10 protein-coding genes are annotated in these 15,802 nt (G+C 45.4%); 3 read left to right on the forward strand and 7 right to left on the reverse strand.

Translation table 11 applies throughout. From position 1 onward, the window contains the following. Positions 1-140: 140 nt before the first annotated feature. On the forward strand, positions 141-521 hold the full coding sequence (locus tag FC83_RS07095) for an iron-sulfur cluster biosynthesis family protein (RefSeq protein WP_035454500.1): 381 nt from the start codon (positions 141-143) through the stop codon (positions 519-521). 52 nt (positions 522-573) lie between these two features. Here FC83_RS07095 and FC83_RS07100 read toward each other — a convergent pair whose 3' ends face one another. The 7 genes from FC83_RS07100 to FC83_RS07130 form a co-directional block, all read right to left on the reverse strand. Further along, complete coding sequence (locus tag FC83_RS07100; protein WP_052004861.1) at positions 574-1,485, reverse strand: alpha/beta hydrolase; 912 nt, start codon at positions 1,483-1,485, stop codon at positions 574-576. Positions 1,486-1,501: 16 nt separating this feature from the next. Next, the gene (locus FC83_RS07105) at positions 1,502-3,397 is read right to left on the reverse strand and encodes a M13 family metallopeptidase (protein WP_035454498.1); all 1,896 of its coding nucleotides are present in this window, start codon (positions 3,395-3,397) and stop codon (positions 1,502-1,504) included. A 20-nt stretch (positions 3,398-3,417) separates the two neighbouring features. Then, entirely contained in the window at positions 3,418-3,882 is a 465-nt protein-coding gene (locus tag FC83_RS07110; protein ID WP_057002579.1) for a universal stress protein, read from the reverse strand. Positions 3,883-3,923: 41 nt separating this feature from the next. Next, positions 3,924-5,192 (reverse strand): carboxylate--amine ligase, encoded by a 1,269-nt coding sequence (locus FC83_RS07115; RefSeq protein ID WP_057002580.1) that lies wholly within the window; start codon positions 5,190-5,192, stop codon positions 3,924-3,926. Between the two features lie 173 nt (positions 5,193-5,365). Next, entirely contained in the window at positions 5,366-7,192 is a 1,827-nt protein-coding gene (locus FC83_RS07120) for an ABC transporter ATP-binding protein (RefSeq protein WP_057002581.1), read from the reverse strand. Between the two features lie 297 nt (positions 7,193-7,489). Continuing rightward, positions 7,490-8,842, reverse strand: a complete 1,353-nt coding sequence (locus FC83_RS07125; protein WP_057002582.1) for an APC family permease — start codon at positions 8,840-8,842, stop codon at positions 7,490-7,492. A 15-nt stretch (positions 8,843-8,857) separates the two neighbouring features. After that, complete coding sequence (locus FC83_RS07130) at positions 8,858-9,760, reverse strand: proline iminopeptidase-family hydrolase (RefSeq protein ID WP_057002583.1); 903 nt, start codon at positions 9,758-9,760, stop codon at positions 8,858-8,860. A gap of 316 nt (positions 9,761-10,076) precedes the next feature. Between FC83_RS07130 and FC83_RS07135 the strand changes: the two genes are divergently transcribed. Next, positions 10,077-11,153 carry a hypothetical protein gene (locus tag FC83_RS07135; RefSeq protein ID WP_035454492.1) on the forward strand — a complete coding sequence of 359 codons (1,077 nt, stop codon included), beginning with the start codon at positions 10,077-10,079 and terminating at the stop codon, positions 11,151-11,153. A gap of 312 nt (positions 11,154-11,465) precedes the next feature. Then, on the forward strand, positions 11,466-15,802 hold a 4,337-nt coding region (locus tag FC83_RS07140), incomplete at its 3' end, for a mucin-binding protein (protein WP_201782542.1).

Here is a 15,802-nt window from a genome sequence, read left to right on the forward strand (position 1 = left end):
GTCATCCCTCAACTTCGTTAAAATCGCCATGGGCATGTGTTTGTTGCGAGTCGAAATAGTTGCCTTTCTATTGGTAACCATTACAATGAGAGTGTAAATGAAGGTATTCGAACGGTACAAAAACTAGGAGGTGCATCGGTATGCATGTCACATTTGATGATCACACCGTCGCTAAGATCAAAGAAAATTGGAAAGACGGCGATCGTTTATTACTAACCTTTGAAGATGGCGTTGGCCCTTATTCCCAACATGCCATGATTCATATGCAAGTGCAATTCTCCATTAATATCATTGGACCAGATATGTCCTTAGACACTTATGACGACACCATTGATTCCAATTTAGGCAAGGTTTACGTCAAAGGCTATTCCAAGGACAGCCTAGATGAAAATATGACGGTTAAATTCAAACCCACCTATAGCACCATGGAATTATCTGGGGATATCGGTTCAATTGATGATAACGTGGGCTTCATCGATTTCACCGATCCAGAATCCATTAAAGAAAACCCTGCACGTTAAATAAAAATCTGTTGTCTCCGACTTTGGCCGGTGTGACAACAGATTTTTTTGTTTATTTTTTGAAAATAAAGTCATTGATTGCCTGGGCCACTTTGGGATTTTCCCGCAGTTGACTATGCCCGGCTTGGTTTTTCTTGATTTCTAATTCGGTATAGCTCACCGGCCGACTGCCCAGCAAGTACTGCAGGGACCGGGATGAATCATTGGTCACACTGCCATCAGAATCAGAGCCATCCTCTAAATCCCCATAGATGTTCAACACCGCGGTGGTCTTAGGGAAGTGGCTTTGCCGCTTTAACAGCTGGCGATACTGGGGCAGCTCGATCTTCGGCTGGCCCACGGGGCTCAAGCTGTTGGTGTGGGGTTTAACGCCCTTGGCATTGGGTTGATTAATATAGCCATTCACGTGATTGGCCATGACCGCTAATTTATTTAATTGCGGTTGGCCCTTGGTATTCGCTGCCGTAAAGGCATAGTTGATCCAGGCCACACTGCCGGCCGAATGTCCCACCCCATCAATTTGTTGGATGCCATATTGGCTTTTGAGTTTCTTCAAAAACCGCGTCATGATTTTAGCCGTCGTTTCTGGCATCAACTTATTGCTGCTAAAGGTCACCCGAATCAAAGGATACTGGACGTTGGGATCTGGTGCTTGGGATAATTTAAAGTCCCCATTATTTTGCACAGTGGCCACAATGTCACTGGTGTTATTATCGTGAAGCCGAGCTTGTTGGACCAGATAAGACATCCCATCGGCTGAACCACCATACCCGTGGAGGTAAATGACTGCCGTGACTTTGGGTCCGACTTTTTCTATTTTCGGGACGTTCTTTTTAACTTTTGTCGTTTTCTGTGAGCTGCTGGCCTTGTTTGAATTGGATTGGCTACTGCAAGCGCCCAACACACTGAGCAGTATCAAACAAAGTCCCAGTAACAAGAAACGCGCTTTAGCTGACTTAAACAACGCGCTTACCTCCCAATTACCAAATCTTGACCCGCTTTTCTGGTGCTAGATACATGCCATCACCGGGCACCACGCCAAAGGTGGTATAAAAATCAGCCAAATTCTTCGGTTGTTCATTAGCCCGTAACACGTTGGGGGCATGGACATCCGTGGCTAATAACAATTGGCGGTATTGCTTAGAGGCTTTCATCCGCCAAATCCGGGCCCAGTTAATGAAGAAGGCCTTTAGGTCCGTTTCTGGTTCGTTTTTAGCCGCTTCTAAAGCACAGCTTAAGCCCCCGGCATCGGCCACGTTTTCCGACACTACCAGTTTGCCGTTGACTTTGCCCCCGGCAAATGGCAAGCCATCAAATTCGGCGATCATCGCCTGGGTCAACTTTTTAAAGATACTGTAATCTTCATCAGTCCACCAGTTGTTCATATTGCCATATTCATCAAATTTGGCCCCATTGTTATCAAAGGCATGGGAAATTTCATGGGCAATGACGGCACCAATGCCCCCATAATTTTGACTGCTGGTTTGTTGCAAACTGTAAAATGGTGCTTGTAAAATTGCCGCTGGGAAAGTGATGTCATTTCTAGAAGGATCGTACATGGCATTCACCATCTGCGCAGGCATCCCCCATTCCGTGCGATCCACCGGCCTTTTGAACTTAGCCAATTGATCTGCCAAGGCCACTTGGCTAATGTCCTTTAACACGGCATATAAAGACTTATTAGGGTCTACTTGCATTTTTTCATAAATTGGTTTGATTTTATCGGGATAACCCACCTTGATGACGATCTTGCTTAATTTCAAAATTGCTTTGGTCTTCGTGGCTTCACTGAGCCAGTCATTTTGGGCCAGGCGCTTTTTATAAACCTCGATCATCTTTTGCACCATTTGGCGCACATCTTGCCTGGCCGCATCTCCAAAATAAGTTCGGCCGTAATAATCCCCTACCAATTGGCTGAAACGGTTGGTGGCGATATAATAAGCACTCTTAGTTTGCGACATGGCCACTTTGCTGCCAGATAAAGCCCGATGGTATTGGCCGCCCACTTGGCGGAATTCTTCCGAAAGACTGCCCGTGGCACTGAGCAGGGTATTCAAATACAACCAGGCCTTCAAATTGCCAAAAGTCGCTGGGGTCAAAATTTCATTGATATGTTCATAGAACTTTGGCTCAGCCACAATGACCTTGTCAGGCTTAGCGTCAACTAAATCCTGGACCAATTGGCCCAAATCTAACTGCTGGCTATAGTGACTAAACGTGTCAAAGTCCTTGGGATTGTACATGGCAGTATAATCCGCCCATTCCTCAGCACTTTTCACAAAGGGCACCAAACTGGCATCAAATTTTAAGGCTTGATCCAACAGCGCTTTGGCCTCGTCTTCAGTCTTGTCCACCATTTGTAACAGTTGCAAGGCCATTTTCTTAAAGGCCGCCAGCAACTGTTGGCCGTTTTCGTTATCCACTTCATAGTAAGGTTTGTCGGGTAAAAATAGACTAGGGGCAAAGGCATAGACCACATTTTTGGCCGTATCCTTCATATCCGCATCCACTTGAATGCCAAAGGGTGTGGGCAAAGTCTTATACCAGTCACTGAGTTGTTGTTGTAAATCCGCAAAATCCTTTAAGTCAGCTACCCGTTTTAAATCCGGGGCCAAGGGGGCAAAGTTGTCTTGATCGCGTTTGTCGAAGTCTTTGGCAATGCGGTATAACGCCACGACTTTGGCCATTAACGGATTATCATAAGCCTTGGCGCCACTTTCAAAATCAGCTAAGTCTTGCATCAGATTTTTTTCCACATCGATGGCTAAATCAGCAAAACCCCCAGTTGTGGGTTTATCATCTGGAATAACAGCTGTTTTTTCCCAAGCACCATTCACGGCAGCGTATAAATCTTGACGGTAGGTTACATCAGGCATTAAAAGACCTCCTTAAAAGCTTAATTACGGACAACAATAACAGAACATGGGGCATAGCGGACGATATGGGCCGCTTGGGACCCAATGGTACTGCGGTTATTTTTACGTTCAGAGCCCACCACCACGAGATCTGGTTTAAATTCTGGGATGATGGTATCCACGATCACATGGCCCGGCTTGCCTTCTGAAAGGTACGGGGTCACTTCTAAGACGCCGAATGCCTTGGCTTTTTCCACATAAGTGTCCACTAAATGGGCCACTTCGCTGCGGCGGTCACTTAAAGTATCTGGGGACAAGGTTTGGAAAATGTTCAAATCTCCGGTTTCTAGGACGGTGACGATGCCTAAGGGAATATCGAACAATCTGGCCGTGGTACAGGCGTATTCAAAAGCCGGCTTAGAAGATACGAAGTCATCACTATCGATAGCCACTAAAATCCGGTTGTAACGGTGGATCTTCACTTCAAAATCAGTTAATTCTTTCATCAATGGGACCTCCCAATAGGTGCCAATTGGCCAAAGTCAGCTTATTGTTCGTCAGCTTGGCCTTTATTTTCTGCAAAATATTTTTTATAACGAGGGACATAATTGTGGAACATATACTTCAATAGCACCCAGCGTTTTAAGGACATGTCTTTTTTATAAAAGACCGTGGTGCCACAACGGTTGGTGTTGATTAATTCCAAAGCTTCTTGTAAATACTCGTTATCCGCCGCATAGCGCTTAAAGACTTTGGCAGGGACACCTAACCACAGCATGCGTTTGGCTTTGTTTTGATTGCCATAAACGGTTGGTTGTTGGCTTAAATCGCCGGTCACGTAGTCTTCTACTAAATAAGTCGCCAAATTATAGCCATTTAAGGTCACGAAAAAGCTACTACGGCCTTGGCGCAAATTGATTTCAAAAATCTTGAACTGGCCGTCGCGGCGATCGTATTTCATATCGAAGTTGGCAAAACCAGTGTATTTAATATCTTCCAAGAATTTTTGGATCATTTCATAAATTTCTTGGTTGTACTCTGGCAAAATAGCCACGTAGTTCCCAATGGCTGCTGGTGTCGGGTCTTCCAATAATGGATGGCCCAGGCACATCATCTTCACTTGGTGATTTTGATCTACGTAAGCGTTTAAGACCCGCATGTTGGAATCATCCCCGGGGATGAAATCCTGCAGAATCAAATCGGAAGTATACCCATTATCGTAAATTTTGGCCACGATGTCATCATATTCGGCTTGGTCGTGGATCACAAAGGCTTTTTTACGGCCTTCAAAATGAATATCCAACCATTCCACACTGTTGGCGGGCTTTAAGGCTACCGGAAATTCAAAGGGCACGTCTAAATCGGTCTTTTGGGTATACATGTCCTTGGTGATGATCTTGGTGTTAGGGTAAGGCAAGTGGTACTGTTCACAAATCTTGTAAAAGTTTTCCTTGTTGTTCAATTGACGCAACATGTCGTAATCAATGTATGGGCAAACAAAGGTCTTCTCTAAGAAATCCTTATGTTTGGCAATCAATTCCGCATAACCATCCCCCATGGCAATCAAAATCACGGGTTCTTGGTGGTCAGCGTATTGTTTAGCCACTTCAGTCATCACATTGATAAAAACAGGATCTTCTTCAAAGCCATCGTGGAATTCCAAGTCAATGATCTTGGAATACCGGGTTGGGGCTAAAGGAACGGCCGCCAAGGCTTTGACGTTAATACCATAAGCTTCATTAAAAGAACGGGCCATGCCATATGCATTGATATCGCTGCCCAATAAAATTGGTGTGAACTCTAAATTTTGTGTCATAATTCTCCAATATTCTACATTTCGTTTTTAGTTTGATTTATTTTTGGTAAAAAAATTTACGTTCAAATTATAACATATTATCGTTTTCAGAATTAGCGTGATTTAAAAAACGTGCTGTTTTCAGGCAAACGTCCCGGCGAAGGACTGAGCGTGAAAGCGTCACGTTTTTAGTTTTAATTCGGCATTTCAGAATCGGCTAGCGGCAGATCTGAGACGGGTTGGTCGGTGGTGTTCTCCTCCGTTTTTGCGGTGGCTTCAGGGGCTGTCGGGGTGTCGCCAGGCGTGGCTTTAGCCGTGACCGGTACCAATTTTCCCCGTTCAATACGGATCACCTTGGTATAGTCCTTGATGGTATCCATATTATGGGTGGCATTGATGATGGTATGGCCCCGATCTTGATTCAGTTTTTCAATAATGTCGGTGATCCGCTGGACATTTTCTGGATCCAGGTTCGAAGTGATTTCATCCAACAACAACGTCTTAGCCTGTTTTAACAAGACTCGGGCCACGGATAAGCGTTGGACTTGGCCCCCGGAGAGCATATCCCCTTGTTCGCCAATATTGGTCTCTAATTGATCCGGCAGTTCTTTGATGGTCTGGTCTAAATCCACCTGTTTTAAAGCATCCCAAAGCTGCGCATCGGGGATATCCACTTCCCCTAAGACCAAGTTGTCTCGAACCGTGCCGGGAACGACTTTGATACTTTGGGAAGCATAACCCATGGCTTGGCGCAAAGTGACTAAATTGATATTTTCAATGGGTTCCCCGTTGATAATGATTTGACCGTCGTCTGGTAAATAAAAACCTTCCACCAGGGCCAAAATCGTACTCTTACCACTGCCACTGGGGCCAATCAAGGCCGTTTTTTCACCAATATTTACCTTAAAGGACACATCGTCCAAGGCTAATTGTTTGCTGTCGGGATAGGTGAAGGACACATGTTTGAATTCCAGGGTGCGGATGGTGCCAATCTTTAAGCCATCCAAATTCTTGCGTTCTTCGGGGACTTCTAAAATCTTTTGAATCCGGTCCGTGGCCCCAGTTACCGTCTTCAAGTTGGTGTAAAAGCCCATTAGCCCAGCGGCGGGACTGATCATTTGGAACATGAAGATGAAGTAAGCCATCAAGCCCCCGGCGGTCATTTGCCCGGTGGTAATGGTGTAGCGGCCATACAGCACAATGGTGAAGATAATGGCCAGTAGCAACACGCCAATGAGGGGAGTCAAAAAACTCATGATTTTCAATTGTTGCATGTTGGATTTAAATAAATTACGCATGCCGGTGTAACCAATTTTTTGCGAAAATTTTTCTTCGTTAAAGCTCTTGATGAGATTGTCATTTCGGGCCATTTGGGTCACGTCGTTAATGGCATTGGCCAATTGACTTTGGACCCGCTTGGAGATTTTGCTGAGCTTTTGCGCCAAGGGCACGGCGATGACGGCCATCAGTGGAATCGCCACTAACATCATCAAGGTCAAACGCCAACTTAAGACCCACATCATGATAAAGGCCCCCACTAAGGAAATGAGGCCGGTGATGTTCGAGGGTAGGCTGGTGGCAATCAAGTTATAAATCAGCTGGGTATCATTTAACACCCGACTGGCGATAACGCCACTTTCATTTTTCTTAAAGAAGGTTTGGGGCAAATTGGTGATCAACGCCCACAGACGCTTACGCAGTTTTAAAACCGCGTCACTGGCCACGTAGCCCAACATATAATTAGAGGGGACTTCCATGGCAAAATTCAATAGAAACAGTAACAATAAAATGATGATCAAGGACCCATATTTTCCTGAGGTCAAGGGGGTATCGATCAACTTCTTAATCTGGCTGGTAATGGTCAAAGACGCCCCGGTGCCGATGCCGGCCATGACCAGGCCGATAATAAATATCCCTATCTTAGGATGGGCGTAATTCATGATTAAGCGCACTAAGTCGCTAATGCGATAATTATCCTCGCGCTTTTTTTTGGTTTTCTTTTGCTTCCGTTTCTCCCGCATGTTTCTCTCCTAACGCTGCTATATCTTGTTGTCCAACGGTAATATGTATTTAACAATCATACCATATTACCAAATAACCTAGACCTAGGAAAACCGGCGAAAGTCTGAATTTATAATCGCATATCGATTAAAACTGTCCCAGCTAACTTTTGACTTAGGAAAAGGTTGAAAAATGCACTTAAAAAGCGATATAGCCTAGCTACATCGCCATGTTTTGAATAATCAAATTTTTTGACTACGGTGGCCAGTGGACTGATGGGTCACTGGTTTTTTGTCGTTTAAGTATCGCATTCAACTTTACAAATCCTGAATATTCGTATCCTTTTGAAATTTACGCAGGACAAAGTAATAAACGGCCCCAATTATCAACCAGGCCAAGCCAATTTCTTTGGCCAAAATATCTAGATTGATCATGACAAAGCCAATAATGATAAAGCCGATGACAGGGACGATCAAATGGCGCCAATAGTCTTTGGAGTGCTGGCGAATCAGATAGTGGTTCACCACAGCCACGTGGATGACCAAAAAGGCCGTTAGCGCCCCACAGTTTACGATTTGTGAGAGTACGCCACTGTTATTCATAAATAACAAACCCACGATTAAAGAAACCACCGCCACCAAAATGGTGCTGATATAAGGTGTGCGGAACTTGGGATGGACTTTGGCTAGGACACTGGGCAAATTACCATCCCGGGCCATGCCAAACAAAATCCGAGAAATCGCCGCTTGGGCCGCCAAAGCGTTGGCAAAACCCCAGGACAAAATGGTGGCAATGGTGGTGGTATACATCAACGGGGTGCCCCCCACTTGATAAGCTACGGTGTAAAAGGCCGTGTCTAAATCTTTGAATGAGTGGTAATCCGGGATGATCAAAGCCGCCACCCAGGTCTGGACGATAAACAATACCCCCACGATCAGCAACGCCCAAAGAATGGCCTTGCCCACCGTTTGATTGCCACCCTTGGTTTCTTCAGCCAAGGTGCTGATGCCGTCAAAGCCTAGAAAGCTCAAAACAGCCACGGACACGGCGGTGAGGACAAAACTTAAGTTAAACTGACTGGCATCATACAAGGGTTTGATGGTAAAGCCCTGGCCCACGCCATGGGTCAAGCCCCAAATCCCCAGCACTAAGAAAAGCAGTAAGACTAATAATTCCCCAATTAAAAAGACAATATTGGCCACCGCCGTAAATTCGATGCCCCGGACATTAATAATGGTATTAATCAAAATGAAGACCACCAGCCAAATCCATACGGGCACATTGGGCAATAGAGATTTTAAAGAATTGGCCGAAATCACATATAACAATGCTGGTACAAAGACATAATCCAGAATAATCATCCAACCCGCCAAAAAACCAACGGTCTTATTGATCCCCCGCTGGGCGTAGGCATAGACCGACCCGGCAATGGGAAAAGCTTGGGCCATTTGCCCATAACTTAAGGCCGTAAAGAACATGGCCACCATCCCGATGACATAGGTCAAAGCAATCATGCCCTTAGAAGCGGTGATCACCGACCCATAAATCCCAAAGGGGGCAATGGGTACCATGAAAATCAAGCCATAAATAATTAAATCCTTGAGAGAAAGTGTCCGTTCCAATTCCTGTTTATAGCCAAATTTTTCTAGCGAAGATTTATTTTCTGCCATATCCTCATCCCCAATTTAAAAAGTCCCTTTTTTCATGTCCACAAAATAATTGCGTAAGTTGGTAAAAAAGACCCCAGGGTTGTCCACCATATGGTTGTGCCCGCCATTTGGGGTCACCACTAACCGGGCATGGGACATTTCCCGCTGCATGCGCTGGGCCGTTTCCAAGGGCATGGTCTCGTGATCCGCAAAGGCTAACAGGGTGGGCACTTGAATCTTCTGCAATTCCTTTGAATAATCCCAGTTATCCAAATCCCCCTGAATCACAAACTCATTGTCCCCTTGGAAATTGTTGTAAACCGGTTTGGCCTGAATATCCACCAGATGGGCTAGGCGCTCAGGTTGGCGGCGATTGACATATTCTTTATAAAGATGGTCAATGTAGGTGCGATAAGTGGAGTTGGCAAAATCCCCCCGCTTTTCGATATCATCCATAAAAGCATTGACCGCTGGAGAAAATTCTCGTTGGCGGATGGCCTTGATATGGGTCACATAGTCGGGAATATTATCAATCATACTGATGATAATTAGCCCCTTTAAATGTTGGCCATACTTGTGGGCGTACATCATGGCAATCATGCCGCCCCAGGAATGGCCGGCCAGATAGAAATTGTCATACCCTAACTTTTGCCGAACTTCTTCAATTTCATCCACATAGTAATCTGCTTTTAAGAACTTGGCCCGAATCTTGGGGTCGTCCCAATTGGGTGTTTCAGAATACCAGGAGCCCAGTTGATCATACATGGTGACTTCGATATCTAAATCCTTTAACCGGGGTCCGAATTCCTCGTAGACTTCATGGGTATCCCCGGGGCCCCCGTGTAAACAGAGTAATTTATCGGCGGCACCGGCATTATTGGTATGGGACCACAGTTGGTAGCCATTAGCCAGTGAAATCATTTTTGTGTAATCTTTCAAAGAAAAGCACCCCTTTTATGAGTTTAGAACGAGTATAAATTAGGAATAAGTGGCAGTCAAACTTAATTACTCATTTATTTTTAATTTTAAACATTCATCAAGCCAAATTCCAACCAGTCGAAGTCTAGCGCTTTGAAATTTTGTTAGCAAAGCTCACCTGACTATTTAACTGCCTATCTACCAGATAAATTCTTAACACAGGACTTCAATCTTAAAATTTGCTAGAATTATCACTGAACTTGCGATGTTGCTTAAGTTAGCCACTTGGCGGTTGTCATTATTAATTTATGGGAAATTTTGGAAGGGGGATGTTCATTTGATCCGCAAAGTATTTATCCGGCTGTTACAACTGATACTAATTGTTTCATCTATCCTGGGCGTATTTATGGATAAGGCAGCTTTTATCATTCCTATGTTCATTTTGGCCATCTTATCCGGCCTGTATTTTGCCATTAACATTAAGACCCACCGCATCAAGCGACTATATCATGAGTGGCTGAAAATCAAGCACCTGGACTATATCTTTTTAACCGATACCACCCGAACCAAGGACCAACGTCAGCGGGAGCTGTTCGGCCATTATGCGGAAAAGAGCTATGCCACTGTTTGGGGCTTCTTGGCGATCACTTCCATGATTTGTGTGGGCATCAATCTATTGACCACTTCTGGGGACTTGGCCCTCAACTTATTAACCGGCTGCTATACCGTGGCTTTCTTAGGATTTATCTTTTTATATTTCCTAAGGGCCACTAAGCGTTTCAATCAGCACCTGATTGCCAGCTATTTCTTCTTGCAGGTGATCGTGTCCTTAACGCTATTTGTCTTGTTCTTCATCATGGGGGTTACCAGTGACAATATTAATTTCACCACCTTTGTAATTATTTATATCCTCACCAACGTCTTGGTCTTTGTCATGTATATCAATATCATGCCCTTTTATCAGCTGCGGAAATTGGTGAATTTTACATCGGTGATCAACGGTGTCACCACCTTGCTGCTATTTTTCGGCACGCTGTTCGGACAAACCATGAGTACTTATCTCATCCATGTGTTGTCCCAACCCAACCGAGCAGATGCCAACTTTTGGCGGGAACTGCTCCAGCAGTCTTTCTTTCCCACGGTACGCACCATCGTATCCATGATTTCCATGGTTTTCTTAATTTCTGGTAGTATCTTGCAGATTTATTTCACGTTGAAACGAACCAGGTCAGAGGCCCAATTGGAAACCTACCTACTCAACGATGACCCCAGGATGGATCAAACCACCTACGATACCTTAAAACGCATTGTTTATTGGGGCAGTCGCAGCAATAGTATTACGATTTTCACGAATGCTGACTTAATGGCCCGCATCAAAGCCTATGAAACTGCTAACCACCTCATGGATGACTGAGCCATTGGTCCCAAAAAATCGCCTCCTACTTAAAAACCAGTAGCGGGCGATTTTTTAGTTGCTTCGGCTCGTCATAATTGAGCAAGAAGCTGCGTTTTTTTAAACAAGTTGATTTTCTTGTCCAAATATAGGAAGAAAATTGTCAGAAAGTTGATTTATACGCCAATTTTGATTATATTTAACATGGAAGGAATCTGGCTGTAAACGCTATTTTTTAACGTCATTCGCTGCGTTTTACAGCTGTTTAACGCCCCAAAGTCGCGATAGGTTCCCGCCTTAGTTAGGAAACTATCACATGGAGGATTTGAGAAAATGATGAAGAATCGGCAAGGTTACAAAAAGCTCTATAAATCGGGGAAATTATGGGTCGCCGTCAGTTCTGGTTTAATTTTTTTAGGTGCTGGCGCATTAACCGATCAAACACAAGTCGTTCAAGCAGATACACTGACACCAACTCAACAAAATCAAGCACCCGCTGCGGCGGCTAATACCGCTGAACAAACCGCGGTGGCCCCACAACAAGTAGCGGCCACGGCAGCCGTTCAACAAGCACCCGTTGAACCCAGGACCGTTGCCCTACAAACAACTATCAATACATCCCTAGGTGTTAAAACCGTTGCGGTAACCGGGACAACCGGCACTACCGTCACGGTGAATGCGCCCGTTGTGGCTGGATACACAGCTGATCAGCCCACGCTGACCGCCACGATCAACGCCGCAGGCACAATCGCTACTATTAATAATAATCCTTACATTACTTATACCGCAATCGCTACCCCAGCCCAACCAACGGCAGCTGCCGCAAATACCACGACGCCCGTGGAACAAGCTGCCAAAGCAGCTACCGCGGCTGCAACACCTGCAACACCTGCAACACCTGCAACACCGCAGACTACCGCATCAACGGCCACGGCACAACCTACTGCCGCCCCAACAAGTACCCCAGCGACGACAACCGCTGCAACAACAGCCGCACCTACTGCTGCGAAAGCTGCAGTCAGCGCTGATGCTGCTAAAACTACCACGGACGCCGCCAAGCCTGACGCCACCAAAGCAGTTAGTCCGCTAGCGGCTGATCAGACCAACACCACTTTCACTGGAACAGCGACTATTGATGATAGCAAGCCAAGCGATGCCCAGGGAATTTATAACTTATCTGGCTCCTATCAAAAAGGCGACGTTGTCAGGATTTTAACACCGCAAGGCGCATTAAGCTTCATGAGCATGGGTAGCATTTCCGCTGCATCCCGGACCCAAACAACCACTACCATTGATGGCCAAACTTACGATGCCATCGTTTTGACCTTTAATAATAGCGCCCAAATCAGTGCACCTATTTATTATCAAACTAACACCAACAGCAAATATTTAAGCGATGGTCAGCCAACGACTGCATTACCTTTTGCGGTCCAAGTTAATGGCAATACAGTAACTCAGTTGGATGCCACGGTGAATAAGAGCGTCACCAGAAAACATGATATCTCGTGGAACGCATGGATTGTTCTAAGTAGTTCGGCAGCAGCCGTGGATCCAAAAGACGGCTTAACCTATACGCGAGATGCAATGACAACCATCAACTGGAGTTCTGTTAACGGTCGCCTTAGTGACTCACTTTTTAACTACCTCAAGAATTATGATGTCTTAACTAGTGATTTTACGATGACATTTTCCGCACCAGACGGGGTCAAATTTACCGGCGCTACCAAACGCAATCCTGCTGCCCCTTATACCGTCACTAATAATGGGAGCCAAATCGTGGTCACCTTTAAAGCCGGTACAACTTGGGGAGAAGTCGCCAATAGCGACCTCATGGATATTACCAGTCAATATACTAAGAAATTGACGCAAGATATCAGTCTAGATTTACCTGTCCGGTCTCAATTAGCCATCAACGGAACATCTTATAGTTTCAACCAAGTTGTTAGTTCAAAGACGCTTCAATATAAACTATTTAATACGACGATTAATTTTGCCGGTGATATTATCCCGGATAATTCGGATTTAACCACTTTTACCAATGGCCCCACCGACACAACTTCAACTGTTTATACGGCCAATGCCACCGATGTCAGTACCTATGATTACGAGGGCCATCCTGAATTGCAATTGACCATCAATCCAAGTGTTGCAAACGGGATGGGGCTTACCAGCATTACCAACGTAGGCTCTCCTAGTTATTGGAAGAGTATTGGCTTCACAGACAATGTTGAAGTCATTTTCACCACTGCTGGTGGCCAAACTGAAACTCAAAAAGTGGTTGCCGGTCAGAGCAATTATATCGCGACCATTGGTTCAGCAAGTGATCCGGTCATTTCTGCCACCATCCGTAGTGTGGATGCTGTTCGGCCAACGGGGTCTATGAATACCAGTAATGCCAATCAAAGTATTCAATACCATGCCACTTTCTATACGAAAGACCCTATAACCGTTCAATATCATTTAACCGCCACGCAAAAAGATGCATCAGATAAGGTCTTAAGTGCTGGTGAAAAGTGGAAAACCGTTAACTACGGCAGCACCTCAGCCTTAACTGTGTGGGAAAAATATTGGGGTGCCGATCCCCTTTACTTTTATTGGACGGATAACCCCATTTACTATGGCCAACCAATTAAAATGCTTAGTCCAGATAAACACCTTAAATTAGTTAGTCCTGGCCAAACTGTCTACTATATTGATGCCCTGCAGTCTGTCGCCGCACGTGTCGGAACCGATGGTAAAACTTCATCATTAATCGCTGGCCAAAATGAAAAAACCTATGCCACATACACCCAAGCACACCCGGATGCCTTTAGTGAATATGTCCGTATTCCAAAGGGTACCGCCTTTGCCGGCATAGATGCCCTACGCAAGACTTGGGGGCAACCTAATTTGCAAGCCACCACCTTTACTGACAAAAATGGCGATACAGTCGTTTATATTACCCATATTACTTATAGTGGAACTTGGTCTTTAGGCCAAGCTATGCCGGTCACGGTTGATAGCAGTTTAGCGCCAGGTACAGCAATCACCTTTAATTCAAGTGACTTCGGTATTCGGGCTGATTCATCAATTTTCCGACCTGATGGTACCCAATTAAACCGCGGGACATCTTATCAAGATGATTGGAACAATGGTAACTATTATAATAACGTCAATGAAAACAAGACTTTCACAATCACAACAGTTGGTGCTACAGAATTCTCACAAACCACTGGTATTAAGGGCTCTAGTGACACCATCACTAGTAACACTGCCAAAGTCGATGTGACCAATCCGACGGCCACCGTGACCCAAAACTTATACAACGGGTTATCCACCGCCATCAATCGCACGGATACTAACTTAAATCTTGTGGATAAGACTGGGCAACACCTTTACTTGACGGCACCAGTCAAAATCCTAGATGCTAATAACAACGACATTTCTAGCCAAGCCACTATCACCTATCTAGATGGGAATGGCAAGGCAACCGACTATACCAACGCGGCCAGTGTGAAAGTTAGCGGGATTAGCTTGGCTTCAAAAGCCCTGGCTAAATTAGTTTATGAAACTAAACTGGCTGACGTAGATATTAAGGGGTCAGTGATGAACCAGACTTATCAAGTCTTCGCCAGTGCCACCCCTTATGACGCCAACGGCAATCCCATCAGCACAACTGATCCAACAACGCTAACTGTCATCCCAACGCGCCAAGTCACTGATACTTGGCAAGTCCTGGTCAAAGATGCCAACGGTACCCTCACCCCTTACAACGCTGGTCAAGCTGATAAAACGACCAGCGGGTTAGCTGGTAGTAACTACAGTAGTGCGGCCCCTTACGACAAGGGCGATGTGATTGACAAAAACTATACGGTCGCCGATGTATTGGATGCCAAGGGCAATGCCATTGATCCCACGAAACTGCAATTCACCGACACGACCCTGGATAAAGATGGCAATCCTACGGGCAACACCTATCAAGTAATCGTCACGGCGAACACGGAAACGGTCACGAAGAAAATCACTTATACCGTGAATTTCCAAGGGGCTGGGGATCAAACACCGGCACCAATCACCAAGACGGTAACTTGGACTGGGGTTATCAACAGCGCCAGCAATGGTATTGAACTGCGCAGTGCCGATGCCACTGCCACTGGGGTTTGGACACCGGACACCACGGATATTGCGGTAGATGTGCCTGAAATTGCCGGCTATACTGCCGATAAGACCAAGGTTTTCACCGACCCATTGGCTCAGACTACCACGGAGCCAACCGATCAAACGGTAACGGTGACTTACACGAAGGTTGATACCAGCGTGACCACTAAAGTTAATTTCGTAGATGAAAACAACAGTGTTGTTGGCTCTGTAAGTAAGACTGGTGAAGCCAACACGACTGTAGATGTCGCTGCCGATGTCCCTGCCGGCTATACTGCCGTTGATTCAACCACCGTCACTTTAGTTAAAGATGGCGTGGTCAATATCAAAGTTGAGAAGAAAGCACCAGTCGAAACTGATGTGACCACCACGGTTAATTTCGTCGATGAAGCGACCAAGCAGCCAATCAAGACGGTTGAAAAAACTGGGAAAGCTGGCGAAAGTGTCGATGTTGGCGCTGATGTACCAACTGGTTACACTGCCGTTGATCCAACTACCGTTACTTTAACTGATGCCGGCATCGTCAATATCAC

Source organism: Agrilactobacillus composti DSM 18527 = JCM 14202, assembly GCF_001436375.1.
GTDB classification, from domain to species: Bacteria; Bacillota; Bacilli; order Lactobacillales; family Lactobacillaceae; genus Agrilactobacillus; species Agrilactobacillus composti.

What these genes read in the sequence shown, in the direction of transcription:
- FC83_RS07125 (WP_057002582.1), bottom strand. Translation starts at nt 8,842, where the DNA reads ATGGCAGAAAATAAATCTTCGCTAGAAAAATTTGGCTATAAACAGGAA.
- FC83_RS07110 (WP_057002579.1), bottom strand. Translation starts at nt 3,882, where the DNA reads ATGAAAGAATTAACTGATTTTGAAGTGAAGATCCACCGTTACAACCGG.
- FC83_RS07120 (WP_057002581.1), bottom strand. Translation starts at nt 7,192, where the DNA reads ATGCGGGAGAAACGGAAGCAAAAGAAAACCAAAAAAAAGCGCGAGGAT.
- FC83_RS07095 (WP_035454500.1), top strand. Translation starts at nt 141, where the DNA reads ATGCATGTCACATTTGATGATCACACCGTCGCTAAGATCAAAGAAAAT.
- FC83_RS07105 (WP_035454498.1), bottom strand. Translation starts at nt 3,397, where the DNA reads ATGCCTGATGTAACCTACCGTCAAGATTTATACGCTGCCGTGAATGGT.
- FC83_RS07115 (WP_057002580.1), bottom strand. Translation starts at nt 5,192, where the DNA reads ATGACACAAAATTTAGAGTTCACACCAATTTTATTGGGCAGCGATATC.